General features: G+C 43.2%; 19 protein-coding genes. 10 read left to right on the top strand and 9 right to left on the bottom strand.

What is annotated here, in order from left to right; translation table 11 throughout:
* Window positions 1–101: 101 nt before the first annotated feature.
* The gene (locus tag JMX83_RS03095) at window positions 102–1,460 is read right to left on the bottom strand and encodes a homoserine dehydrogenase (protein ID WP_201599002.1); all 1,359 of its coding nucleotides are present in this window, start codon (window positions 1,458–1,460) and stop codon (window positions 102–104) included.
* Window positions 1,461–1,845: 385 nt separating this feature from the next.
* Window positions 1,846–2,628, bottom strand: a complete 783-nt coding sequence (locus tag JMX83_RS03090) for a DsbC family protein (protein ID WP_406947615.1) — start codon at window positions 2,626–2,628, stop codon at window positions 1,846–1,848.
* 477 nt (window positions 2,629–3,105) lie between these two features.
* On the opposite strand from JMX83_RS03090, the gene JMX83_RS03085 reads away from it, so the two are divergent.
* Window positions 3,106–4,035: a DUF808 domain-containing protein gene (locus JMX83_RS03085; RefSeq protein WP_201598996.1), complete on the top strand. Its 930-nt coding sequence runs from the start codon at window positions 3,106–3,108 to the stop codon at window positions 4,033–4,035.
* Window positions 4,036–4,162: 127 nt separating this feature from the next.
* Here JMX83_RS03085 and JMX83_RS03080 read toward each other — a convergent pair whose 3' ends face one another.
* Window positions 4,163–8,368 carry an Rne/Rng family ribonuclease gene (locus JMX83_RS03080; RefSeq protein WP_201598993.1) on the bottom strand — a complete coding sequence of 1,402 codons (4,206 nt, stop codon included), beginning with the start codon at window positions 8,366–8,368 and terminating at the stop codon, window positions 4,163–4,165.
* Between the two features lie 1,203 nt (window positions 8,369–9,571).
* Here JMX83_RS03080 and JMX83_RS03075 point away from each other — a divergent pair.
* Window positions 9,572–10,582, top strand: coding sequence for an RluA family pseudouridine synthase (locus JMX83_RS03075; protein ID WP_201598991.1), 1,011 nt, complete (start codon window positions 9,572–9,574; stop codon window positions 10,580–10,582).
* Between the two features lie 140 nt (window positions 10,583–10,722).
* Window positions 10,723–11,436 carry an HAD-IA family hydrolase gene (locus JMX83_RS03070; protein WP_201598989.1) on the top strand — a complete coding sequence of 238 codons (714 nt, stop codon included), beginning with the start codon at window positions 10,723–10,725 and terminating at the stop codon, window positions 11,434–11,436.
* Window positions 11,437–11,518: 82 nt separating this feature from the next.
* On the opposite strand, the gene yihA is transcribed toward JMX83_RS03070, so the two are convergent.
* Window positions 11,519–12,274, bottom strand: a complete 756-nt coding sequence (gene yihA / locus JMX83_RS03065; protein WP_201598986.1) for a ribosome biogenesis GTP-binding protein YihA/YsxC — start codon at window positions 12,272–12,274, stop codon at window positions 11,519–11,521.
* Between the two features lie 392 nt (window positions 12,275–12,666).
* Between yihA and JMX83_RS03060 the strand changes: the two genes are divergently transcribed.
* From JMX83_RS03060 to JMX83_RS03045, 4 genes are all read left to right on the top strand, one after another.
* A complete protein-coding gene (locus JMX83_RS03060) occupies window positions 12,667–13,002 on the top strand; it encodes a c-type cytochrome (protein ID WP_201598984.1) in 336 nt (111 codons plus the stop codon).
* A 319-nt stretch (window positions 13,003–13,321) separates the two neighbouring features.
* A complete protein-coding gene (locus JMX83_RS03055; RefSeq protein ID WP_075107765.1) occupies window positions 13,322–13,990 on the top strand; it encodes a c-type cytochrome in 669 nt (222 codons plus the stop codon).
* A 309-nt stretch (window positions 13,991–14,299) separates the two neighbouring features.
* Window positions 14,300–15,430 (top strand): hypothetical protein, encoded by a 1,131-nt coding sequence (locus JMX83_RS03050; protein WP_201598983.1) that lies wholly within the window; start codon window positions 14,300–14,302, stop codon window positions 15,428–15,430.
* Window positions 15,418–15,795: an RnfH family protein gene (locus JMX83_RS03045; protein ID WP_227675687.1), complete on the top strand. Its 378-nt coding sequence runs from the start codon at window positions 15,418–15,420 to the stop codon at window positions 15,793–15,795. The genes JMX83_RS03050 and JMX83_RS03045 overlap by 13 nt, the downstream gene beginning before the upstream one ends.
* 50 nt (window positions 15,796–15,845) lie before the next feature.
* Here the strand turns inward: JMX83_RS03045 and JMX83_RS03040 are convergent, their stop codons facing one another.
* Window positions 15,846–16,265, bottom strand: a complete 420-nt coding sequence (locus JMX83_RS03040; protein ID WP_201598981.1) for an outer membrane protein assembly factor BamE — start codon at window positions 16,263–16,265, stop codon at window positions 15,846–15,848.
* 327 nt (window positions 16,266–16,592) lie between these two features.
* Between JMX83_RS03040 and fur the strand changes: the two genes are divergently transcribed.
* Window positions 16,593–17,027 (top strand): ferric iron uptake transcriptional regulator, encoded by a 435-nt coding sequence (gene fur / locus JMX83_RS03035; RefSeq protein WP_201598980.1) that lies wholly within the window; start codon window positions 16,593–16,595, stop codon window positions 17,025–17,027.
* A gap of 136 nt (window positions 17,028–17,163) precedes the next feature.
* Here fur and JMX83_RS03030 read toward each other — a convergent pair whose 3' ends face one another.
* Both JMX83_RS03030 and JMX83_RS03025 read right to left on the bottom strand, forming a co-directional pair.
* Window positions 17,164–18,285, bottom strand: a complete 1,122-nt coding sequence (locus JMX83_RS03030) for a PilT/PilU family type 4a pilus ATPase (protein ID WP_201598972.1) — start codon at window positions 18,283–18,285, stop codon at window positions 17,164–17,166.
* Window positions 18,286–18,404: 119 nt separating this feature from the next.
* Window positions 18,405–19,460, bottom strand: coding sequence for a type IV pilus twitching motility protein PilT (locus tag JMX83_RS03025; protein ID WP_058024233.1), 1,056 nt, complete (start codon window positions 19,458–19,460; stop codon window positions 18,405–18,407).
* 326 nt (window positions 19,461–19,786) lie between these two features.
* On the opposite strand from JMX83_RS03025, the gene JMX83_RS03020 reads away from it, so the two are divergent.
* Window positions 19,787–20,515, top strand: coding sequence for a YggS family pyridoxal phosphate-dependent enzyme (locus tag JMX83_RS03020; RefSeq protein WP_201599086.1), 729 nt, complete (start codon window positions 19,787–19,789; stop codon window positions 20,513–20,515).
* Between the two features lie 66 nt (window positions 20,516–20,581).
* Here the strand turns inward: JMX83_RS03020 and JMX83_RS03015 are convergent, their stop codons facing one another.
* Together JMX83_RS03015 and JMX83_RS03010 are read right to left on the bottom strand one after the other, a co-directional pair.
* On the bottom strand, window positions 20,582–21,856 hold the full coding sequence (locus JMX83_RS03015) for a hemolysin family protein (RefSeq protein ID WP_201598970.1): 1,275 nt from the start codon (window positions 21,854–21,856) through the stop codon (window positions 20,582–20,584).
* Between the two features lie 220 nt (window positions 21,857–22,076).
* On the bottom strand, window positions 22,077–23,768 hold the full coding sequence (locus tag JMX83_RS03010) for an NAD+ synthase (RefSeq protein ID WP_201598968.1): 1,692 nt from the start codon (window positions 23,766–23,768) through the stop codon (window positions 22,077–22,079).
* Window positions 23,769–24,593: 825 nt separating this feature from the next.
* On the opposite strand from JMX83_RS03010, the gene JMX83_RS03005 reads away from it, so the two are divergent.
* Complete coding sequence (locus tag JMX83_RS03005) at window positions 24,594–25,751, top strand: AI-2E family transporter (RefSeq protein ID WP_227675686.1); 1,158 nt, start codon at window positions 24,594–24,596, stop codon at window positions 25,749–25,751.
* Window positions 25,752–25,754: the final 3 nt, after the last annotated feature.

Genomic DNA, 25,754 nt, shown 5'->3' with positions numbered 1-25,754 from the left:
ATAGAGAGGCAGGGACTGGTTCGCTATTACCCTTTATCGGTTAGCATTTGCCTAGCTCACCGATAAAGGGGGTGATAAGCGTGGCTTGCTAAAATTATGTATTAAGCCAGCTCATCTAAGCGAATGCGTACTACTTTATCAGTAATGGTGTCTAATTTTTCAATTTTTTCGATAGCGAGGTTCATCTGACTCTCAACCACAGGTAGGGTTAAGATAATGACAGGTACTTGACCAACTTTATGTGCAGGTTTCTGTAGAATGGCATCAATATTGATACCTGCATCGCTTAGGATGCGAGTGATGTCCGCTAAGACACCTGGGCTATCATAAGCGTGTACACGTAAGTAGTAACCAGTAATCATCTGCTCAGCACGTAATATCGGCGTGTCTGAGAGTTGCTCAGGGATAAATGCTAAGTGCGGCACATGATGCCCATGATTATTCTGCTCGCTGCTGTTTTGCTCGTCGCCACTTTTGCTACCTAATACACGGACGAGATCCATAACGTCGGCCATCACTGCCGAAGCAGTAGCACCAGCACCAGCGCCATCACCGCAGTAGAGCGTTTGCCCAAGTGGATGTGAGTTGACCAATACCGCGTTTTTTACGCCGTTGACATTGGCAAGCAACGCGTCTTGTGGAATGAGCGTTGGATGTACACGTAATTCAACGCCAGCGTCCTCACTGTTGCCTTGACCATCACGGCGTACCGCAAATCCTAAATGTTTGATACGGTAGCCAAGCTCTTCGGCATAATTGACATCTTGTAGTGTGATACCAGTGATGCCTTCACAGTAGACTTTGTCAAACTGTAGCGGGATACCAAATGCAATAGAGGCAAGCAAGGCTAGTTTGTGCGCCGCATCAATGCCTTCCACATCAAAAGTTGGATCTGCTTCTGCATAACCCAGCTCTTGCGCCTCCTCTAGTACGTCGGCAAATGGGCGACCTTTATCGCGCATTTCCGTCATGATAAAGTTGCCAGTACCGTTGATGATACCTGCGAGCCAATCAATTTTATTGGCAGCAAGCGCTTCACGCATCACTTTGATAATTGGGATGCCGCCTGCCACCGCTGCTTCATAAGCAACATGGACATTATTCTCTTCAGCGAACGCAAAAATCTCATTGCCGTGTTCAGCCAATAGCGCTTTATTTGCAGTTACGACATGCTTACCGTTTTTGATAGCCTGCATGATGACGTCTTTAGCCAAGGTCGTACCACCAATCACTTCGATAACGATATCGACATTGTCGCTTGCCGCAATTGCCATCAAGTCACTGTTTTGCATGATGCTGGTATCAATATCATCACGCTGACGGCGCGTACCCACTTCGGTAATGATAATATCGCGTCCACTACGGCGTTTTAGCTCATCTAAATTGTCATTGATTAGGTTGATCACACCTGTTCCGACGGTGCCTAAACCAAGTATCGCTAGTTTGATGGAATTGCTCACAGTATCCTCAAGAGGTTAAATATAATGAAGCGGGCATAACGCTGGGGCAATATCAAATGAGTCTGCGGCATGACACCGGCAGTCTATAGGCATTTTCTAGTGCTACTTTGCATACATACTTCATTATAGTTGAATAAAAAATGCTCAGATAAAAGGGTATTGCTAATTTTGCATCGCGCTTTATCGTATCATACCGACAAGCAGTTGTGACGTCTACACAATGTCGATAAGGTTATATAGGGTATAGATTATAGAATAACTATTGTGCTCATCTTTACTTGCATACTAAGGTATTGCTCAAGCGGTACTGTCTTACATTTACATCCATTCATATAAATAATAGATATTAGAATATATCAAAAATATCACATTTTGGGATTAAGCATTAGTTTGCACCGACAGCTTGCGCCAACTGTGCTGCAGGTAAGTAGCCACCTACTTGCTCGCCTGCTTCAGTAAAGATAGCAGGAGTACCACGTACACCCAGTCTTGATCCTAGAGCCATATGCGCTTGCACAGGGGTAGCACAGCTAGGCGCTTGCACGTTGGCACCCATTTTTGCTTGATTCATCGCTGCGTTACGATCCTGACTACACCAAATCGCTTCCATTTTTGGCACAGACTCTTGACTGCGTGGCCATGCCAAGTAACGCACTTCGATACCGCGCGCATTGATGTCATCCATCTCTTCATGTAGTTTACGGCAGTAGCCACAGTCGGCATCAGTAAAGGCATAGACGACCGCTTTGGTCTCACCTTTTGCTGGATAAATAATCATCTCTTTTTTATCGACTGCTTTTAACGCTTCTTGCGCGGTACTGGCCGCCAAAGCAGCACTGATATCCACTGGCGCAGCCCCGCCAACGGCAACGATCTGTCCTTGGATAATATGCTTACCCGACTTATCGGTAAAGAAAGAGGGGAGCCCTTCAGCAGTCACCCAATAAATATCATCCATATCTGTTGGTACCGCTGAGACGATGGTTTCGTCGATACCAGAGGCCTTTAGGTTTGCTTGTAATGCACTAACCACTGCAGAGTCACTATCAGCTGACACTTTGGCTGGCGCATCCTTGGTCTGCGCCGCGTTGACAACACTGGTATTACTGGTTGCATCCGCCGCATTGTTTGAGCAGCCAGCAGCAATACCTACTAGCAAGGCACTCATCACAAAACGAGATAGGGTAGTATGAGAGAAAAAATTATTCGTCGTGGTATTTTTGCTAATGGATGACGGCATATGGATTTCCTATAGGCATCGCGCCTAGACATGAGTTCGTTATATACAAAGCGTTGTGGATTACAATATATAGTAAGGTGTCTGAGTAGTGTTTTAAAGGTTTAATTTTACAGAAGTTTTTACAAATTATTGATAATAAAGATAAGCGGTAAAATCGCTATATTACCATATTTATGGATAATGACAGCTCAAATGCATCGTCTAATAAATGCAAATAATCCCAACTTTTAAGAATAGCTGACAACACAAATTCAAAAAATAAGATACATTTGTACTATGTAATATATAGGCGTGCCCTTGTAGTCTACTGCTAATAGCATTGTTTTTATAAGAGTTTTAATAAAATACTTTGTTTTAATAATTTCAGCACGATTTACTTCAACAAATTTGCTTTAAGGAGCACACATGGCAGGTGCCAGTTTATTAACCTTACTTGATGATATCAGTGTGATATTGGATGACGTCTCCGTCATGACTAAAGTCGCTGCTAAAAAAACCGCTGGTGTGTTAGGCGATGATTTGGCTTTGAACGCTGAACAAGTTACTGGTGTCAAAGCCAATCGCGAACTTCCCGTTGTTTGGGCAGTAGCCAAGGGCTCATTTATCAATAAGCTCATTTTGGTACCAGCAGCGTTATTGATCAGTGCAATTTATCCACCGCTTGTCACGTTTTTATTAATGTGTGGCGGTCTGTTCCTAGTCTATGAAGGGGCAGAAAAAGTTATACATCGGTTTTGGCCACATGCATTGCCACATGATGAAGAACAAAATGCCCGCCGAAAAGCCAATGCAGATGAAACAGTAGATTTGGTTGCTTTTGAAAAAGAAAAAATCAAAGGCGCGATACGTACAGATTTCATCTTATCAGCTGAGATTATCGTGATTGCACTAGGCGCAACGGCAAGTGCTACTTTGCTAGAACGCAGTTTAGTACTATCTATTTTAGCAATTGGTATTACGATTGGTATCTATGGTTTGGTCGCTGGTATCGTCAAAATTGATGATGTGGGCTTACATCTGATGGAGCAAGAAAGCACGTTTAAGCAAAAAGTAGGTAAGGTGATGTTTGCAGCTGCGCCGAAGCTCATGAAGTTCTTGTCTATTGCGGGTACGTTGGCAATGTTCTTAGTGGGTGGTGGTATCTTGGTGCATGGTATTGGCTTTTTGCATCATGGCGTAGAAGATATCGCGCATCTCACTGGTATTTTTGAAGGGGTAACAACTACCGTATTAAATGGTGTTATTGGTTTTATTATCGGTGCGGCAGTTGTAGCATTGCTTACCATTATTGATAAAGTTCGCGGCAAAGATGATAAGGCTTCTTCTACTCATTAAGCTGGCCTATGTTTCCATCTTAATATCAAACTTTTTTCTAAATCAATAACTAAGCTTCGACCTGTTAAAACAAAAAGCCCCAAAGCTATTAGTAGCTTTGGGGCTTTTATATCTCTGCTTCTATATATTAGCTTTCGCTATCGGTATCATCAGACGCAAGCTTCTCAGCTTGGGTCGGTTTTTTATGATCCGTTTTAGGCTTGCGACTGCGCGCCTTTGGAACCTTTGGCGTCGTCAGATTAAACATGCCTGTCTGTGGCAGCAATTGCTCAGCCACATTCTCGATCATGTTTTTATAACTGGCGATAGTGGTCTTAGACTTAGCTGCCTGACTGTCATCTTTGCCCGTTTCTTTGGCAGATTCTTCTACTTTAGATTCGGTCGTCTGCTCAGACTCTTCTGCATTAGACTTTTCTACATCCGCCTGTGTTGCATCAGCTTCCGTTGTATTGGTTTCTTGTCCTTCACCGGCTTGAGCTTCTGCACTGTTAGCAGCTGATTGAGCTTGCTCGACTTCTAGCAATTTCTCGCTATCAGAGCTGACATGGTCTGTCTGCGCTTGATTTGCCAGTGCTGTCGCTTCAACGTCATGTGCATCCACTTCGCTATTGTTTTGCTTAGTGTTTACTAACGATGCTTCATTGCTCGAAGTCTGCTCTGTAGGAACACTCAATACAGCTGGCTCTTGGTAGTCAGGATGTTGACCGCGTGGGTCATTGCTGGCACGTTTACCAATAGCGCGTGGTTCAACAGCTGTTTTGCCTTGAGCTGCTGCAAATTGACTGACTGCTTGCGTCATCGCTGTAAAGCGTGCCAAGTAATCTGCTGCTAATGGTTGATAGCCATAGTTGCTAAAGTCAAAGTGCTGACTGGCCATATCGTTGCTATAGTTGTCATCAACAGCGCTCTCAACGTTGGTGCTATTATCGGCAGATTGCGCTTGCTCGTTATACAAGGCAATTGTCTCAATAAAGCAGCTGATAACGCCGTTTTCTGCTAAGCGAGTTTGCGCGTCTGGCAGCGTCGCACGAATAAACTCACCAACGGTGCCACGTATCACGGCTGTACTTACAGTAATAGCTTCGACTTGAGGTGTTGTTTTCGTTGCTTTTTCTTGCTGAGCACGTACCACACGTGGGTCGTTGCTAGCTTGACCAAACTTCTCAGCAGTCACGTAGCGTTCGCTAAACAGTGATTCATGTGTTAGCTCAAGTGCTGAGTTACTCATGCCTTTATCATTCGCACCACTGTCATTAGCTGGAACTTTTTTAGCTTCTTCAGCTTTACTGACATTATCAGTGGTATCAGCTTTCTGATGCTCAGGCTTGGCTTTGGCATGCTCTGCATCAGCCGTCTTTGGGCTAACTGATTGACTATCTATGTCGCCAGCAGAGGCTGGTTGGTCGCTAGAAGAGGCTGGTTGCGCTTGTTCTGACTGATTTTTATTGTCAGTGCTCTGCTTACGGTCAGGTGCATTATTTTGCACCTTAGCGTTAGTAGTCGCCTCTTGGTTGTTTTGAGTCTGATTCTCAGACGTCTCTACCGTACCCTTTTTATTGTCATCTTTCTGGTCAGTACTTTTTTCACTGTCACTAGGCTTGTTGGCAGTTTGCTGAGTAGCGTGATCTTTTTTGCTCTCGTTCTTTGCCGTGCCATTTGTTGAGCGGTGTTTATCGCTAGATTGAGGCTTAGCAGGCGTGGACTTGCTATCATCTAAAGATAAGTGCACAACTTCTGACGCCTTTAGCTTGGTCGGTGCTTCATTGACTTGTAGCACGACTTCGTTAGGGTCCTGACTACGACGTGTGCCAGATTGGTTTTTACCATTGGCGTCGTCGTTATTTTTACCATTTTGCTGCTTGTTTTGCTTAACATCGTCAGCCGTTAGCGTTTCACCGCGCTCTAGCTTTCCGCGTGAGCCACGTTGACTATGCGATTTACGCTTAGCGCGGACTTGCTCGTCAGCTTTTTGGCCAGTTTCGTTGTCTGCGTCATTACGATCATTTGCTTTTTGGTTATTGTCTTGACGATTGCTGCTGTCTTGACGGTTATTACGATTGCGATCGTTCGTGCGTCTGTTTTCCTGTTGACGCTTGTCTTGCTGTTGTTGGCCTTGCGTGTCAGACGATTTCTCATCAGCGCTGTTGTCCGTGCTGCTATTGGCATTGTTAGTCGTCTCATCAGTCGCCTCTTTTCTTTGACGCGGCTTTGAGTTTCTTGACTTACGTGGTTTACGTCTTCTTCTGTCTTCGTTATTGCTGTCATCAGTATCGCTATCATTACGACGCGCCTGTTGACGATTAGCGTTGTTATCTGACTGTTGGCTGTCGTTTTTCTGACTATTGTTTTGTTGAGTTGGCTGCTCACTATTTGAAGCGGCACTATTCAATGCATTGCTATCAACTTGGCCAAATGAGCCTAAGCTTTGTGCGCCAGTATTTACCAAGGCCTCGATCGCTTCAGCGGCATCGCGACTACTGACACTAGGTGTGGTGGTGGCTTGCGGTGCTTGCGCAAACAGATTTGATAACCAAGCAACTGCTTTTGGTTGAGCAGTGGCTTCCACATTTTGAGCTTGCGCTGCGACTGGCGCTGCAACGCTTTGAGGTTGACTGGCTTGTGGCACGCGCGCTGGCGCGGCGTCATTAGCATTTTTATGATTACGGCGATCATTGCTATGATTTACAGTATCGTTCTGCGATTGCGTGGCTGCGCTCTGCTTGTTGTTATCATTTGATGGTTTACGAGGCTGGCGAGTAGGCTGCTGTTCAGGGCGCTCTTTTTCAGCCGTTTGCCAGTCGACATTGTAGCCAAGGTCACTGTGCTCTTGTTGCTGGGTATCAGTGATACGCTCGTAGCTCGATGGGGCAAAGCCATCGCGATTAAAGTGCAGCTTAAAGTTTGGTGATTCTAAATGGGCGTGCGGCAAAATCGTGATACGCGTGCCACTGTCTTGCTCAAGATAAACCAAGCTATCGCGTTTCTCATTTAGCAAAAATGCTGCGATGTCGGTTGGGACTTCTGCTTGTACTTCACCTTGGCGTTCTTTGAGCGCAATTTGTTCAATTTGACGCATGATAGATAGCGACAACGAACGTAGGTCACGAATCATACCGTTACCATGGCAACGCGGGCAGATATAGCCTGTTGACTCTTCTAGGGACGGGCGTAGACGCTGACGGCTCATTTCCATCAGACCAAATTTAGAAATATCACCAAACTGGACGCGAGCACGATCGTATTTGGTCGCATCGATTAGACGCTTCTCTACTTCCTTTTGATGCTTATTGTCATTCATATCAATGAAGTCAATAACGATCAAACCGCCCATATCACGTAGACGAAGCTGACGGGCAATCTCGTCGGCCGCTTCTAGGTTGGTATGATAAGCAGTCTCAGCAACATCTGAACCTTTAGTCGATTTGGCTGAGTTGATATCGATAGAGACCAAGGCTTCTGTTTGGTCGATGACAATTGAGCCACCTGATGGTAGACGCACTTCACGCTGATAGGCCGTTTCGATTTGTTTTTCGATATTAAAGCGTGAGAACATCGGCTCATAATCGGTATATTTACGTAGTTTTTCGGCTTGTTTTGGCATTACTGCATCAATAAAGCCTGCTGCTTCAATATAAGCGTTTTCGTTGTCGATCCAAATCTCAGCAATGTCATCACGTAGATAGTCACGGACAGCACGCGTCACAACGCCCGCTTCTTGATGCACAAGGCGCGGTGACGGGTATTTTTGATTTTGTTCTTGGATGGCATTCCAGATATTGAGCAGATGGTTGAGATCATGCTGCAAGTCTTCTTGCGTTTTGCCAATACCCGCCGTACGAATGATGACGCTCATGCCTTTTGGCAGATCAAGATTGCTCAGCATGCGTTTCATATCTTCGCGCAGCTTGCCTGAGATTTGGCGTGAGATACCGCCACCACGAGGATTATTTGGCATGAGTACCAGATAGCGACCAGCCAAAGAGACATACGTCGATAAGGCAGCGCCTTTATTACCACGCTCTTCTTTTTCTACTTGGACGATTAGCTCGTCGCCTTCTTTAATCAGTTTTTTGATGTTTTCATCACGTGGGTTACCGCTTAGATATTCGGCAGAGATTTCACGAATCGGCAAAAAACCTTGGCGCTGAGAGCCGTATTCGACAAATACCGCTTCAAGCGATGGCTCAACACGGGTCACATGGCCCTTATAAATGTTAGATTTTTTTTGCTCGCGGGTACGATTTTCTAAGTCGAAATCGTATAGATGATTGCCTGTACATAAGGCGACACGAATCTCTTCGTTTTGAGTAGCGTTGATCAAAATGCGTTTCATATTTATATCCTATGAGTACGCATAACAACGATAAGACAGTCTTTAGAAGATAGTGGCAAGTGTGGCTAATATGACATTAGCATTTGTAGATATCAGTGAACAGTAGAACGTAAATCGTGGGTTTCGTAAAGCACGTGGGCTTTTTCAATGGCTTCTTTTTTACCTGAAGTGATGAGCGCTGCTCGTATCAATATAAATAATATAGGGTGTAAGGCTATGATACTTATATTCTATTATCAATAAACTTAGTACATATATGAATATGTCAGCGAATAAAAACTCTCTTAATGTCAGTACGTTCTATTGGTAGTGATGTTGGCGCACGTTGTAAGCGTGGGCGACGGTCAGTTACAGGTCTAAAAAATACTGATATTAAAAAGGCATATTGCGATAGCCATTCATCCTTCAAAGTCTAACAATAATATCGCGGTCATGATTGCTACTATATATCGTAGCGTCATCAGTCAGCGGTTATCTATTCAGGCAAAGCGATTGGTTACTCTTTATTTATCGTTCTTTATATATCGTCAATAATATCTTGGGTGTCTCAAGGTTAGGTATCACAGCTTTGGTTATCAGCGGGGCGTACTTGGCAAACAGAGTAATGGACCAGCTTGTCAGCATGATATCGTATTTACATCTTTATCGTCATCTGTTTGACCACCAATACTCAGGCAGCTATCGAATTATTTTTCGATCCTAACGCTAAACGACCCATACTTGCTCAACTATGCTGTCATAAAGGACCATCAGATAAGTAATCATTAAATAATAAATAGTTATCAAAAAAAGTCGTTGTCATGCAGTTAGTGAGTCAATGTGGTGTTGTCATCCGTTAATAAATAGACTGATCGTCAAAGTTATTAACGCGATGGTATTTAGTGTCACTATTTGTTTTATGGTACCGAGTAAAATTCGATACAGTGTTTTAATTTATAGGGCTGTGTTTGGTAATGAATACCTTTAAATGCTAATGCCTTTAAACGACTGGCCCTACAATCAGATGAAACGTTTCATAGCAGCAGGGTAAATAGCATAGACCTCTTTACTAGCAATCAGTAAGCACTGGAAATTAATAAAACAGTAACCAGCTATCTGAAACAACAATGATTATTGCTGTCGCCTCTGCTTAATTGTCGCTCAACATGCTAAACTATAACAAATCTTTGTGTAAATACCTAACTAAAAATGACAAACTCAAAAATGACTGACGACGCTCCCACCCATGAAGCCCCTGCTATTTTCAATAGCAAAACACGCCCACAAAGCGCTGACGATGAGATTAGCAACTTCGGCAAGGTAAACTACCTTGAAGTGACGCGACATCAGCATGACCAGCGTTTGGATAACTTTTTGCTAAACCGTTTAAAGGGTTTGCCAAAATCGCACATCTATAAGATGATTCGCTCAGATGAAGTGCGCGTCAACAATAAACGCTGTAAGGCACACGACAGAGTGCAGCGTGAAGACGTTGTACGTATCGCACCTGTGGAGTTGGCAACACGTGACAAACCTATCATCAGTACTGAGTTTGCCAAAAGCTTGCTGGCACGTGTGGTCTATGAAGACGAAGGTCTGCTAGTGCTAAATAAGCCTTCTGGCATTGCGGTGCATGGCGGTAGTGGCTTGGACTTCGGTGTCATCGAAGCCATGCGTGAAGTGACGGGTAAAAAGTATCTAGAACTGATACATCGCATTGACAAAGACACCTCAGGTCTGCTGATGATTTCCAAAAAACGCTCAACGCTTAAAGTGTTGCAGCAGCATTTGGTAGACAAGACCATTCAAAAGCACTATCTATGTCTGGCGAAAGGACAGCCTGCGCTTAATGAGCAACGTATCAATGCACCGTTGCTACGTTATACGCTTGCTAGCGGCGAGCGCCGAGTCAAAGTAGACAGCCAAGACCCGCAAGCGAAAGAAAGCCAAACCGATATCATCGTTCATGATCGCTTTATGATTAATGGTCAGCCAGTAAGCCTCATCGAAGCCAAGCCACTAACTGGCCGCACGCATCAAATCCGTGTGCATTTGGCTCATATCGGTCATGCTATCTTGGGTGATGATAAGTATAACGTGCATGATAAATCAGGTGTTCATCGTCTGTGTCTGCACGCGTGGCGCTTAGATATTCCGGGTTATGACCTTATTACCGCACCATTGCCAGACGACATGGCGGATTGGCTACCAGAGACAACCAAATTGCCTGAATAGGTCTAAATATAATCATTTTGGTCTAAAAATTTAGACCTTTATAGAAACATGAAAACGTCACGATATCTTATTTTTATGAATAAGCCACCGTGACGTTTTCGTATCTGCTATTTACTATTGTTATTCGTTAAGGTGAATCCATGACTGCATTATTTACCACTGATACGCCAGAACTTACTCAACACTCTCAGCCAGCAGATGAGCATCGTCTATCTGATAAGACACTAGTTATTTTTGACTGGGACGGCACGCTGATGGATTCTATCGGCTTAATTGTGGATTCCATGCACGTGGCTGGAGAAGCACATGGATTTGAGACGACCGATAAAGCGGTGAAAGACATCATCGGCCTAAGTTTAATGAATGGGATTGAGATTTTATATCCCAAGGCCGCTGAATCGCAAAGGCTCGCCATTCAGCAAACCTATGCAGATTATTATATCGCCAACAGTCATGCGACGCCGCTCTTTGAACCGATAGAGCATATGTTGCAGACTTTGCAGGAGCAGGGCAAAAAGCTCGCTGTTGCAACTGGTAAAAAAAGAAAAGGGCTAGATCGTGTATTGGATGCTTCTGACAGTCGCGATTATTTTGTCATGACACGCTGTGCTGATGAGTCAGGCTCAAAACCTGACCCGCAGATGTTGACTGATATCTTGGATTACACGCAGCAGCAAATATCTGATGCCGTGTTCATCGGTGACAGCATCTATGATATTCAAATGGCAACCAAACTGGGTATGACCAGTATCGCGGTCAACTATGGCACGGCAACAAGTGCAGAGCTTGCAGAGCAAAATCCGACATATCAGGTTGATACGCCGCAAGCATTGGCTAAGCTATTGTGTGCTTAAATAAAAGTCTTTTTAACTTAAATAAAAAAGGGGTTCATCGTTAATATCGACAAACCCCTTTTTTTATTTGATACCATAATATCTATTTATTTTCTTCCTGACCGCTTTCTTTTTCAATGGCGTCTTCTAACTCATCGCCTTCTAATAATGCAAAAGACGATTCAATGATTTTGTCATTATCCAGTTGATAATCGTACCATTTACCCATGACGCCAGCCAGCTCATCAAGACCTTCTTTTCTCAAAGCTGAAAATAACTGGATAGTACAGTTTAAGCCGAGTTTTTTGAGTCTTTTGCGGGTGTTGAGTAGGGCGTTTTTAGAGGCACCATACTTAAGCTTATCCGCTTTAGTCAGCAGGATATGTACGGGTAGGTCACCATCTTTTGCCCAATGCAGCATCTGCTCGTCAAAAAACTTGAGTGGGTGACGAATGTCCGTCATAAGCACTAGGCCGGCAAGGCTTGAGCGCGATACTAGATACTCTTCTAGCTCGACCTGCCATTCTTTTTTCATCTCAAGTGGTACAGCGGCATAGCCGTAACCTGGCAAATCAACCAGCCGTCTATCAGTGTTACCGATACTGAAAAAGTTAATCATTTGCGTGCGTCCAGGCGTTTTGGACGAGCGTGCAAGCTGGCGCTGATTGGTCAAAGCGTTGATGGCTGAGGATTTACCAGCGTTCGAGCGTCCTGCAAAGGCAACTTCTAACCCCATATCAGGTGGGCAAAGCTTAAAGGTGGGCGCTGATGTCATAAATTCAGTCTGTTGAATTTTCTGACGGGATTTTGTGTTGAACAGCGCATGTTCGGCAGCAACATCGGTAAACGGGGTATTCATAAATGGCTCATTAATCTTAAAAAATTAGATACGGGTATAAAGTTCTAGTTAGCTGGTGGTTAGCTTAAGCCATGACTTCAATTCAGCAAATATGCAAAAAAGGGGTAAGAGGCTCTACTTTATCAGCGCTTATACTTTATAAAGTTAGCGATTTGATATTATCGGCTATTCTATACTATTACCTGTCTTACTTATTGAAATAACTGCGATTAGCATCATATAAATAGTAGGATAACATTAAAGTTAATTGTTGATTAGAATAAGTTTTTAGTGTTAACAAAGCTGAATATAATTTATCTATGTTTGCATGACATATATTGTTACAATGTTTAATGAAAGACGTTTAATAGAACGATTGATGAGACACGTGAAATCTCACGAGGAGGTGCTCTATGTTTTCAATCAATAGACTTCTTAGCAAGGGCTATCATGCTCTAACAGTTGGCAGTGCTGCCTTATTGCTAAGTGGCATCATGATCAGTAGCGCAGGTGCGGCTGATATTGCTACTACTTATGATAACTCATGTGCAGCTTGTCATGATAGTGGCGCGCTAAATGCTATCAAAAAAGGCGACAGTGCTAAATGGCAGAAACTTATTGAGCAAAAGGGAATGCCGACACTCATTAAGTCTGTCAAAAGTGGCATGATTCAGATGCCAGCAGGCGGTCTCTGTGACACCTGTAGCGATGATGACTATCGCAAGCTTATCGAGTATATGAGCAAGTAGTCCATTTAGAAATGGAGCTTGAAGCGATAAAATAGGGCGCTGGGTTTACAACCTGAATGCGCTTTTTATTTTTGCCCTGTACTTTAGGCTAGGCTCATTAGAAAACTGATGAATACTACGATTAAGTAGGCAAATGATACAAAGTCTTGCTATAATAATCGAAAATAAACCCTGATGTTAGTAAGTACTTTCAGACTGCTTGTGTCCAAGACCTCAAAATATATGCCACGCCTATGATTAAAGAGGCGGCTATATCAGGTATCTTATCCGTGCAATCACTCTAAATAATGCTTACGCCGAGCTAGTAGGATTTGTATCAATGAAAAAGTTAATCGCTGCTGCCAGCTTATGCGTTGCAAGTTTCAGCGTACAAGCTGCTATTATTGTTCCTGAGTATGACGTCGATGCAGGTCAGAAAATTGCAGAAACCGTTTGTGCTGCTTGTCATGGTCTTAATGGGGTCAGTATTGTTCCTGCGCAGCCAAACCTTGGCGGCCAAAACGTAAAGTATCTTTATAAACAGTTAGTTAACTTTAAAGCAGGCTATCGCAAAAACGGTATCATGCAGTCACAAGTTGCTAACTTGTCTCAGCAAGATCTAGCCAACGTGGCAGGTTACTACTCTAGCCAAGCACCTTGGGGTGTTGGATACGGCAACCCTGCAACGAACCAAGAAGCCACTAAACTATTCTTGGGTGGTGATAAGTCACGCGGTGTGATTGGTTGTGCTGGTTGTCATGGTCCGGACGCTGCAGGTAACCCTTGGGCGGCGTTTCCAAAATTAGGCGGACAGCATGCTCAATACATTGCCACTCAGCTAAAACTATTCCGCGCCGCTGGACGTGCTGATGATATCGATAGCGATGATCAAAAACGTGTCAATGATGCTGCGAAAGAAGGTGAGATGGGCATGATGCAAACTGTTGCATCGAAATTATCAGATCGTGACATTCGTATCTTGTCAGACTATGTGAGTGCTATTCACTAATTAAACGGCACTGATGATCAATATCTGATACGCACTTTTTAGATAGAATTATTGAGCACCTTGCATATATTGATCATGTCTGAACTACTAAACCCCGATTTCGGGGTTTTTTTATAACTGTTTGTCCCTTATATTGAAAAGACAATGTACAGCTGAATTCCTCTACAGAGGCAACTCATTGCTCTGTATAATTATAAATTACCGTTATTCACTTTATACCATGCTCAAAAATGCGATTAGCTGTATCGAACTCGTTTTACTTGCTACTGTCGTCCTTGTGAATGGTATTAGATCGTTTGGATTGAGATTATGATGATCCGTTATGCTTCTTATTTTATCGCGGTATTATTACCGTTATTATTATTTCGCTGGTTCGCCCCTGCTTCAATCGGTGAGATTGATTTTTGGTTATTATGGCTCCTAGCAATGGTGTTGGTCGCGTTGCCAGTCGTTTATGCTGAGATAGCTTTGGCTTATCGTAGTGTCGAGGGACCTTTGGCTGGTATGCAAAAGCTCACTCGCGAATCAGATGCAAGCCCAATATGGCGCAGCTTTGGTTGGCTGGCTGCATTGGTTTCTATTGTGATTGCAGCATTGATCATATCAGGTGCCAGCACAGGGATATTAACTGCCTTGACTGAGCTTAATAGTACCCCTGATGTGCCAAGTTTTGCGATTGCCGCAGGGTTGATGGTTATTACTGTGCTATTAAGTCTGCTTGGGACCGCGCCTTTGCCTATTGGCCTTGGATTGATGGTCGTTGGATTAATACTGGGCATCGCAAATGGTATGCCTAATATTAGTTTTGCTATGACCGATATCAGCTTGGTTGAATGGGCGCGGGCAGTGGCGCTAGCATTGGTCAGTGTTGGTGCGGGTACAGGATTATACTGGTTCGGGCAAAACTTGGTCAGTAAGCAGACGATCACTGCCGTGGAAGCAAACAGCCAACAAGCACAAAATAAGGCCGCTCGTGATTATCGTGCCACTAAATTGGTATTACCGATTTGGATTTTGCAGCTATTGGTAGGGGTCGTCGCGCTATTTATTAGTGGTATGTCGTTACCACCGATTGGACAACTACTTTATTGGGCTGGCGTACTATTCGTCGTTAGCTATTTGCTGCATTACAGTACTCAGCAGTTAACGCATAAGTTTGGGCTATTAGTCAGCTTGATAATAACTTTTGTTTTAGCGTTGCTACTGGTGGTTGCGATTCCGACGACTTGGCTAGTAGGCATTTTAGTTATAGTGAGTAGTGTAGCTGTACTACTATTATCAGTATTTGCAGGATGGCAGATGAAGATCAGTCATTTACGTAAATCATTGAACTTTAGCAGCGAAGCATTCTATAACTTATGGCGAGTCGCGATACGTCTTGTCGTACCGCTGGCATTGCTATTGGCATTGATAGGTTGGGTGATACAGTGGTTGAGCTAACAGGTGACGGTAGCAAGCATAGTAATAGCAATAGCAATGCGCTGCAATCGGAGTTAATGACAGTCTATCTGGCGTATGCGGAAGATGAGCAGCGCCAGCATTATCTGGCGTTAAAGGTTAGACAAGGTACGAGTCTGTATGAGGCACTAGGTCAAGCTGGCTGGCTTGAAAAATTTGCAGCGCTGGCAAAATGGTGTGAGCAAGCAGTAGACATTACAACGCCAACAGCTAAACGTTGGCATGTGGGCATCTATGCACAAAAACAGCCGCTGAATTATCTATTGCAGCCTTTTGACCGTATCGAGGTATATCGCAGTTTAAGCGCTGATCCAATGTCTCAGCGCAAAAATAAATCTCGCGGATAAGCTATTATTTGTTTTAACTGTTAGTCATTCGAGCTGATAAATCGTACTGATTACGATGCTGGTAAGCTCTCCATACCTTCGATGCGAGTGACTAAACCATTATCATCAAAGTAAACGACTAAGTGTTGGCTGGCATTTTTGACATCAGCAATGCCTTTACGGCGGCCCTCGGTGCCTGCTTGGTAGTCGTAAATGTAATCCCAGCGCTTAGGCTCAAGGGTGTCTCTAATCGCAGGACTGCCAAGGATATAAAGTACTTGGTTCTGATTCATCCCTACTTTTAGTTTTTGTGCTTGGGTTTGAGTAATCGCTGTGCCTTGAGGCAAATCAATCTTATAAACGCTCAATAGTGAGCAGCCAGACATAGCGACAGTAGCGCTCAGCATACTGGTGATGACAATGTTACGTAGTACGCTGGCATGGCTTAACGGACGAAAATTTAATGTCTTTATCATGGTAAGATGACTCATAAGAAATGAATTAGGCGCGGCCAGAGTTAGATGGTGCGAGTCTGACCGACAATCTTGGACAAATGATACGTCATTTACTTGCAATTGCCTACCACTTACGACATTATTTACCAAACACCACCTGAATGGTTTTATTATTTATATTTTAAATTCATAGGCTTGCACTGCGGTTATTCAGGCAGTTATAAAGCAGTCCGTCACCTCATCAGCACTGTTTTGAGGGTGTTAAAACCACCTATATTTAATAAAGAATAATCATCAACGATTATTTATCTCATATTTTTTAGTTTTTCATTTGCTAAGACTGTCACAGTCAGAAGGGATATTATGGCTTCTTTTACCAATCAAGATTTACGTAGAGCAGGATTGAAGGTTACGTTACCTCGTATCAAGATTTTAGAGCTGCTAGAAAGCGCCGAGTTACACCACATGAGTGCAGAAGAAGTATACAAAGCGCTCATCGAACAAGGTGAAGATGTTGGTCTTGCCACAGTCTATCGTGTACTCACTCAATTTGAGCAAGCGGGTATTGTAGAACGTCACAACTTTGAAAATAATCTGTCAGTGTTTGAAATCACTCAAGAAGAGCATCACGACCATCTGGTCTGTGATGTTTGTGGCAAAATCATTGAGTTCCATAATGAGATGATCGAGGAAGAGCAGCTGAAAGTCGCAGAAAAGCACGGCTTTAAACTTTCAGGTCATTCGTTGGTCTTATATGGTATTTGTGCTGACCAAGCTTGCAGAGACAGTGCCAAGTAATGACTTTGGTTATCAAGTAAGGTTTTATTTTTATACATGATTCTAAGATCTCTCATATTAAAAAGCCCTCATTATTGATAGTGAGGGCTTTTTTGAGCTTAATTTTTAAGTATGTACTGATGGTACTCTCAATAACTTAACTGATGTCTAACGATAAACTATCAGCACCTTCATCTAAATTAGCATTACCGTTTTTGCTACTGAGCTTAATTTTCAGACGTAAGTCGTTAGGAGAGTCAGCATGCAAAATTGCCTCTTTATAAGTGATTTCTCCTTGTTCATACAAATCAAAAAGCGCTTGATCAAAGGTTTGCATACCGCTGTCTCGGGAGCGTGTCATGACATCTTTGATTTCATGCACCTCACCTTTACGGATATAGTCGCTAATCAGCTGTGAGTTTAATAAAATCTCAATGGCAGCACGGCGTCCTTTGCCGTCAGGAGTTGGAATGAGTTGCTGAGCGATAATGGCCTGCAAGTTCAGTGACAAATCCATAAATAGCTGATTATGACGACTGGTCTCAAAGAAATGAATGATACGGTCAATCGCTTGGTTGGCATTATTGGCATGCAAAGTTGCAAATACCAAATGCCCTGTCTCAGCGTACTGAATCGCGTAGCTCATGACCTCGCGGTTACGAATCTCACCAATCAAGATAACGTCTGGTGCTTGGCGCAGCGTGTTTTTTAGTCCTGCTTCAAATGAATGAGTGTCGATACCGACTTCACGCTGAGTGATGATACAACCACGATGTTTATGGACAAACTCGATAGGGTCTTCTATGGTAATGATATGCCCATGAGAGTTTTGGTTACGATGTCCAATCATAGCCGCGAGCGTAGAAGATTTACCTGTGCCAGTCGCACCGACCAGCAAGATAATGCCGCGCTTTTTCATGGCCAGCTCTTTGAGCGCTGGTGGCAAGCGTAGTTCCTCAACAGTTGGGATTTTATTCTCAATTTTCCGTAAAATCATTCCTGCCATATCGCGCTGTATGAATGCACTGACCCGAAAACGTGCCTGCTGTGCTTCATCAGATATAGCAAATTGACACTCGTTCGTCTCTTTAAATTCTTTTTGCTGGCTAGGGGTCATCACTCCTTTGACTAACATCATGGTTTGATCAGCGGTCAAAGGGGTTTTCCCGACAGGTAAAATTTTTCCATTTACTTTCATGGAAGGCGCTACATCAGCAGTAATAAAAAGGTCAGAGCCATTTTTATTAATCATCAACTGCAATAATTTATCAATGTCCATATCGTACCTGCATTCGATGTAAGTCGATTAAAAGTTATTTAGAGTAGTGTATTAAAGGTCATTTATAGAGACCAATAAAAATCTAGCACCATTCACGCTTTTTTGTGATTTGGCTGAGACTATAAAAATGCCTCAGGTTGCTTGGCATAAGGACGAGCCACATCTTTGCTGATGGTGCCTTTGCCTACCAAGTTTTTTAGCGTTTGATCAAGTGTAATCATGCCTTCGCCTGCACCCGTTTGGATGGCAGAATACATCTGAGCAATTTTGTTTTCACGTATTAGGTTACGGATAGCGGGTGTGCCTAGCATGATTTCATGAGCTGCCACACGTCCACCAGCTTGACGACGTAGCAGTGTTTGTGAAATAACCGCTTGCAGTGACTCCGATAGCATCGCACGAATCATATCTTTTTCGGCGGCTGGGAACACGTCGATGACACGGTCAATCGTCTTAGCGGCTGAGCTAGTATGCAGAGTGCCGAATACTAAATGTCCTGTTTCTGCTGCAGTCAATGCCAAACGAATGGTCTCAAGGTCACGTAACTCACCAACCAAGATGACATCTGGATCTTCTCGCAATGCTGAACGCAATGCAGGCTCAAAACCCAAGGTATCACGGTGTACTTCACGCTGGTTAATCAGACTTTTTTTCGATTCATGAACAAATTCAATCGGATCTTCAATCGTTAAAATGTGCTCTTTACGGCTTTCGTTAATATAATCAATCATTGCCGCCAGCGTCGTCGATTTGCCCGAACCAGTTGGGCCGGTAACCAATACTACGCCACGTTTGAAGTCTGAGACACGTTTGAACACGTCGCCCATGCCTAAGTCTTCCATGGTCAATACTTTAGAAGGGATGGTACGGAATACCGCGCCTGCGCCGCGATTTTGATTGAATGCATTGACTCGAAAACGTGCCAAGTTTGGAATCTCAAAAGAAAAATCTGTCTCAAAAAATTCTTCAAAATCAGCGCGCTGCTTGTCATTCATAATGTCATAAATGAGCTGATGAACCACTTGGTGCGTCATCGCAGGCATATTGATGCGTGTCATCTCGCCATCGGTACGAATCATCGCAGGCATGCCAGCTGAAATATGTAAATCTGATGCTTTATGTTTGACCGTAAAACGTAGCAAGTCTTCGATACTTAAGGTGTTTTTTTCAGCCATAATCCGATATTCCTATCAATTAGTCAGGGTAAGACAAAAGAGCACAAAGGCACGTGGTAAACTACCTATCAATCGCTTTGTTCAAGCGTAAAATATGGAAGAGTGAACCAGCATGCAGTCTTTACCACCGCTATCATATTCAGTAGCATATGTTAAAGCATGTAACAATATCATAACAAGACTGTGAGTATTTAACCATCTACTCCTTTAAGAAAATATGAAATTCGTCATTTTCGAGCTAATTTTATACATGAATATTAGCCATAAACTTTTTATAAAACCTATTAAAAATTAAGCAAACTTTGAGAGCCCTATATATGACTGATATGAAAGAGACAAATCAAAGTATTGATAATCAGACGCTTGTCGCTAATTGGCAGCAAGTCAAAGAGCAAATGACCCAAGCCTATGAACATGCATCTGAGCGAGATAGTAGATCTGCCAATACTACAATTTTGCTAGCCGTGTCAAAAACTAAGCCTGCCAATATGATTGCTACTTTGGCGAATGAAGGACAGCAGCATTTTGGCGAGAACTATCTACAAGAAGCCATTGAAAAAATAAATACGCTAAAATTGAATCCTGAATGCGCGGATATCGTCTGGCATTATATCGGTAGTATTCAGCGTAATAAGACACGCGATATTGCCGAGCATTTTGATTGGGTGCAAACCCTTGAGCGCGATATCATCGCCAAACGTTTAAATGACCAACGCCCAGATGAGCTCCCAGCATTGAACGTACTGATTCAGGTAAATATTGACAACGAAGACAGCAAGTCAGGTTGCCTACCAGCAGAGCTACCAGCATTGATCACAGCGATTAAAGGCTATGAGCGCTTGCAACTGCGCGGGTTGATGATTATCCCTGCCAAAGCAGATACAGATGCCTTTGCTCGAACCAATGCATTGTTTGACGATATCAAAGCCAACCATCCAGAGTTGAACGCTTGGGATACGCTTAGTATGGGGATGAGTGGTGATATGGCAGAGGCGATAAACAACGGCTCTACCATGGTACGTGTTGGTACGGCTATCTTTGGTGCGCGAGATTAGTTTTGTGCGTGAGGCTAAAATGCTGCGTCCTAGGCCAATTGAATAAATGATTAATTGGCCAATCAATCAAACCGTATCTTCTCGTTTGGTCACTAGCATTTGAGTGATTTTCAGATTATCGGTGGCAATGATTTCAAACCGATAATTGGCATACTCGATCGTATCGGTCTTCTTAGGAATTTTGCGAAGCATATACATCATAAAGCCGCTGATGGTCTCATAGTTCTCACTGCGTGGTAAGTCGACGATATCTAATGCACGAATGACATCTTCAATAGGGGTCATACCATCGATCAACCACGAGTTGTCTGTACGCTGGACAATAGGCTGTTCCTCAAGCGTTACCAGCTCACCCATCACGATACTCATGACGTCTTTGAGTGTGATAACCCCAACCACGAGTCCATACTCATTCACAATGACCGCAAAGTCTGCACCAGTAGACTTAAACATCTCGAGTACTTCAAACAAAGACAACGTATCAGGCACAAAAAGCGCAGGCTTTAGCAGAGATTTGTTTGTCAGGCTAACCTCTTGCTGGTTTAGAACCAACGCCAAAAAACTGCGAGACTCTACGTAGCCAACGATATGTTCTAAATCGTCATCATGACAGACCAAAAACTTATTATGCGGCTGCTCAATCATGACCTCTACGACAGCTTCGGTACTGGTCTTGGTATCGAAATAAACGATATTTTCGCGTGGATTCATCACCGAGGTAACGGTACGCTCTTGCATATCAAAGATATTTTCGATCAGATGATGCTCTTGTTTTTTTATCACGCCCGCTTCAGCACCCGCATCCATGACGGCATAGATATCCTCTGGGGTCATATCGTCTTGGCGTATGGTTGAAATACCAAAAAACTTAAAGAGGATATTTGCAGCACCATCAAACACCCATATGATCGGCTTTAATACAAAAATTAATAGCATCATAGGGCGTACCAGTCGCACCGCTATCATCTCAGCATTCGACATCGCCAAACGTCTGGGCATGAGATCGGCAAGTAGTGAAAACAAGCTGGTGATGAGTACAAATGATATGACCGATGCGATCGCTTCACTATTGAATAACTGCTCTAGGTAAGGACTGATGGCTGATTCACCCACGGCACCAGCCGAAATAGCAACCGCATTTAGTACTATTTGTACCACGGTGATAAAACTACCGGGATGCTCCTGCATATTGAGGACATCAAGTGCGCGAACATCGCCTTCTTTTGCCATGATTTGAAGTTTGATTTTACGCCCTGCGGCAATAGCAATTTCAGCGGCAGAAACAAAGGTACTCAAGGCAAGTAGAAGGAGAAGAAAAACACTAGCAGTTAGCAAGCTCATGACATACTCGAAAAAGAAGTAAAAGTAATTAAGTCAAAAATATTGGGTAGGTTTATGTGGAAAAAATAGGAATATCTATAAATTGTTTGGTGAATAAAAACCAAAAAAGCTGGGCAAGCACCCAGCTAATAGGAAAAATTCGACGTTTTGTCAAACGATCTGACTTGCACCTTTCAACTCATAAATTCATAAGCCATACAAGCTGAAAGGCACCTGCGATTTAGCCTTTAATTGACCACTTATTGACCAATGGATAGCGGCGTTCACGTCCAAAAGCTTTGTGGCTAATCTTTGTACCGATTGGCGATTGCAAGCGTTTATACTCACTATTGTCTACCATCTTGATGACTTTTGCGACCATCTCAGCATCAAAGCCTTTATCGATAATTTCCTGATAGCCCATATCTTCATCGATATAAGACATCAAGATACCGTCCAATACATCATAATCAGGCAAGCTATCTTGATCTTTTTGATCTGGACGTAGCTCAGCAGATGGCGGACGAGTGATGACGCGCTCAGGGATGACAGGCGTGTCTTCTAGGCGGTTGCGGTAGCTTGCCAATTTATAGACTTGTGATTTATACACGTCTTTTAATACGTCAAAACCGCCAGCCATATCGCCATACAATGTTGAGTAACCAACTGCTAATTCTGATTTGTTACCTGTCGTGATAACCAAATGACCAAACTTGTTGGATAATGCCATCAAGACAACACCGCGAGCACGGGCTTGGATGTTTTCTTCGGTTGTATCAGCTGGTGACTTATTAAATAGAGGCGCTAACGTATGACGGATACCTTCGACGGCGTCGAAAATAGGACAAACGGTATAAGAGACATTTAAGCGACGTGCCTGAGCCTGTGCATCTTCTAGACTGATCTGAGAGGTATATTCGTACGGCATCATGACGGCATAGACTTTGTCAGCGCCCAACGCATCAACCGCGATACAGAGTGTCAGTGCTGAGTCAATACCACCTGACAGACCCACGATAATGCCAGAGAATCCTGAGTGATTGACATAGTCGCGTAGACCGACGACTAACGCTTGATACATCTCTGACTCACGGCTTAGGGTCAATGGCGCTTTGGCTTGGTTGTTGAACTTAGCCGTTTTGACATCTAAAGTGGCCAATAGTAACTGATTCATAAAGCGCGGTGCTTCATGAGCCACGCTACCATCGGCTTGTACAGCCATAGAACCGCCATCAAACACAAGATCGTCTTGACCGCCAACTGCATTGACATAGACGATAGGCAAGTTGTTTTCACGGCTGCGCTTGGCAAGCATGGCTTTACGGTTGTCTTGCTTTTCAATCTCAAAAGGCGAGGCGTTTAAACTAACAATGAGGTCAGCACCTTGTTTTTTGAGTTCAGCAATTGGATTTTTGTCCCATAAATCTTCACAGATGAGCAGACCAATCGTAATGCCTTTATAGTCAAATAAGACTTGATTGCGACCTTTATCAAAGTAACGACGCTCATCAAATACACCATAGTTTGGTAACATCTGCTTGTGATAGAAGCCCTTTTGATGACCGTTATGTAAGATAGCAGCGGAGTTAAAAGTACCGTGATGATCGACATGCGGATAGCCGACAATCATGACAATATCGTCGATATCACTCAAAGTAGATAAGGCGCTTTTGACACGGCCTGATAAGCTTGGGCGTAGTAATAAATCTTGCGGAGGGTAGCCTAGTAGCGCCAGCTCTGGGAATACGATAACGTCAGCACCTTGTTCGCGTGCTTGTAATGCAAGCGTGCGCATTTTTTCAACGTTGGTTGCGATATCGCCTACCAAAAAATGTGACTGCGCTAAAGCAAAAGTGACCGTATCTTGTAGTTTGTTGGTCTTGCTGCCTTCATGTGAGGGGTTAAGATTGGGATTATCAGTGTCTTTTGACATTGTTATTGTTCCTATCGATATATTATTAAAATTTGGTGAGTCTGTATTGATTTAAAATAAAATCAAAGTAAGTCCGAAATTCATTCAAAACTGCGCGCTTGCTTATCAAGCTCGAATGTTGAGTTGATATGACAAGCCTAAATCCTACATAAGCGCTTAAACAATGCTTAAAAGTATGATTGCTTATGCCTCCTACCCCAAATGATCGTGCCATCCTAAAATGAGATCTTATGATAGTCTAGAAGAAGACGATACAAGAGGGTCTGGAATCTGCTTTGATAGATGCGATGTTTATGCAACGACAAAAATAAAAGCGTACAAATGCACTTAACTATATTGAAAAGCTTAAAATAATTGCTTTAGTATAACATCAATTGTCGTGACAAATAGAACGCACCAGTGAATTCCCTGATAAGATCGCAGTTTAATAGCTGAACATAAAAGCAGCTGCGATGGCACTGTTTTTCACAGCAAATCCATGCATTATGCGCTAGTCATTCCGGTCATCATCTAGTAAGCTTGCATAGACAAAGTTGTAAGTAAAGATTACAACATAGCGTTATATAATTATCATAATCTATTGCATAATGGAGCGTAATAGCTGCGTTTTGCGCGATGTTATTTATCAGAGTGATAGTTTGTAAATACGCAGTATTGTCATGTGATTTAATGGGTTTGACACCGTTTTTTCTTTATATACTTATAATCTACCATCCTCGCTAATGGATACAGTTTATGGACAGCGTCTATAAGCTGATGTTCATCACACATTTATAAACTTGCCAGCAAAACTATCGTTTGCTGTCCGCTCTTGGTTTATACGCTATGATTGAAAATTGGACAAAAGAATTTATTATCCAGCGCTTGCTTGCGATTACCTTGCTGGTTGCGCTGTTCGTATTATGCTTTCAAGTGGTGCAGTTTTTTATTGTACCGGCATTGTGGGCGGCGATTTTGGCGTATGTGACGTTCCCTATTTATGAGTTTTTTCACGAAAAAGTTAAACTGAGTCCAGATTTTAGCGCTGCTATTATGACCGTGAGCATCTCCTTGATAATAGGTGTGCCATTGGTTATTGGTGTGTTTATTTTGCAGCAAGAAGCGTTAAGCTTAATTAGTAATTTGGTCTATCGTATTAAAGTGGGCTATCTAGATGTGCCTGACTCATTCAAAGAATTACCGATTATCGGCCAGCAAATCAAAGACGTACTGTGGCGAATCAATAAAAACCCAGAAGGCACGCTAGAAGCCTTTCGTCTTTGGGTTCAGTCGCACTTGTATTATGGCAAGGTAGCATTTGATGTGGTGTTCAGTGGTCTGGCCAAGCTTGGTATGGCGCTGATGACACTATTCTTTTTTTATCGTGATGGCACCAGTCTGGTTCGCCAGATTCGTCAAGCGCTGCGTAACATCATCGGCAATCGCATCGACGGCTACATCGATTCTGTGGGTACAACCACGCGTGCAGTGGTATACGGTATTGGGCTGACGGCATTGGCTCAGGCGTTATTGGCTGGTATCGGCTATTACTTCGCTGGTGCGCCAAGTCCTATCTTATTGACCATTGTCACATTTATTATTGCGCTGATTCCCTTTGGTACGCCATTTGTTTGGGGCGGTGTGTCTATTTGGCTACTGAGTCAGGGACATACTGCAGAAGGGATTGGTTTGGCACTATGGGGCGTGTTTGTTATTAGCTGGGTGGATAATCTTATTCGTCCTATTGTTATTAGTGGCGCGACCAAAATCCCGTTTATCATTATTTTTATCGGTGTATTGGGCGGTCTGACTGCGTTTGGTTTTGTTGGATTGTTCATCGGCCCTGTGGTATTGGCTATCGGTCTTGCTGTATGGCGCGAGTGGATATCGCAGCATAAAAATGAGATATTTGCGCCGCAAGACGTCACGCTCTCTGACTCAAATGCCATAGCGCCAGTACATAGTCCAGAACAAGATACAGTCGGTGGAAACGAGTCTATATAGAAA

Source organism: Psychrobacter piscatorii, assembly GCF_904846415.1.
Classification (GTDB): Bacteria; Pseudomonadota; Gammaproteobacteria; order Pseudomonadales; family Moraxellaceae; genus Psychrobacter; species Psychrobacter piscatorii.
This window is presented reverse-complemented; position numbering and strand designations above follow the sequence as displayed.

Bases quoted from the DNA above. Each gene is read 5' to 3' on its own strand.
- JMX83_RS03090 (WP_406947615.1), bottom strand. From the start codon at position 2,628: ATGAGTGCCTTGCTAGTAGGTATTGCTGCTGGCTGCTCAAACAATGCG.
- JMX83_RS03085 (WP_201598996.1), top strand. From the start codon at position 3,106: ATGGCAGGTGCCAGTTTATTAACCTTACTTGATGATATCAGTGTGATA.
- JMX83_RS03080 (WP_201598993.1), bottom strand. From the start codon at position 8,368: ATGAAACGCATTTTGATCAACGCTACTCAAAACGAAGAGATTCGTGTC.
- JMX83_RS03075 (WP_201598991.1), top strand. From the start codon at position 9,572: ATGACTGACGACGCTCCCACCCATGAAGCCCCTGCTATTTTCAATAGC.
- JMX83_RS03070 (WP_201598989.1), top strand. From the start codon at position 10,723: ATGACTGCATTATTTACCACTGATACGCCAGAACTTACTCAACACTCT.
- yihA (WP_201598986.1), bottom strand. From the start codon at position 12,274: ATGAATACCCCGTTTACCGATGTTGCTGCCGAACATGCGCTGTTCAAC.
- JMX83_RS03060 (WP_201598984.1), top strand. From the start codon at position 12,667: ATGTTTTCAATCAATAGACTTCTTAGCAAGGGCTATCATGCTCTAACA.
- JMX83_RS03055 (WP_075107765.1), top strand. From the start codon at position 13,322: ATGAAAAAGTTAATCGCTGCTGCCAGCTTATGCGTTGCAAGTTTCAGC.
- JMX83_RS03050 (WP_201598983.1), top strand. From the start codon at position 14,300: ATGATGATCCGTTATGCTTCTTATTTTATCGCGGTATTATTACCGTTA.
- JMX83_RS03040 (WP_201598981.1), bottom strand. From the start codon at position 16,265: ATGAGTCATCTTACCATGATAAAGACATTAAATTTTCGTCCGTTAAGC.
- fur (WP_201598980.1), top strand. From the start codon at position 16,593: ATGGCTTCTTTTACCAATCAAGATTTACGTAGAGCAGGATTGAAGGTT.
- JMX83_RS03030 (WP_201598972.1), bottom strand. From the start codon at position 18,285: ATGGACATTGATAAATTATTGCAGTTGATGATTAATAAAAATGGCTCT.
- JMX83_RS03025 (WP_058024233.1), bottom strand. From the start codon at position 19,460: ATGGCTGAAAAAAACACCTTAAGTATCGAAGACTTGCTACGTTTTACG.
- JMX83_RS03020 (WP_201599086.1), top strand. From the start codon at position 19,787: ATGAAAGAGACAAATCAAAGTATTGATAATCAGACGCTTGTCGCTAAT.
- JMX83_RS03015 (WP_201598970.1), bottom strand. From the start codon at position 21,856: ATGAGCTTGCTAACTGCTAGTGTTTTTCTTCTCCTTCTACTTGCCTTG.
- JMX83_RS03010 (WP_201598968.1), bottom strand. From the start codon at position 23,768: ATGTCAAAAGACACTGATAATCCCAATCTTAACCCCTCACATGAAGGC.
- JMX83_RS03005 (WP_227675686.1), top strand. From the start codon at position 24,594: ATGATTGAAAATTGGACAAAAGAATTTATTATCCAGCGCTTGCTTGCG.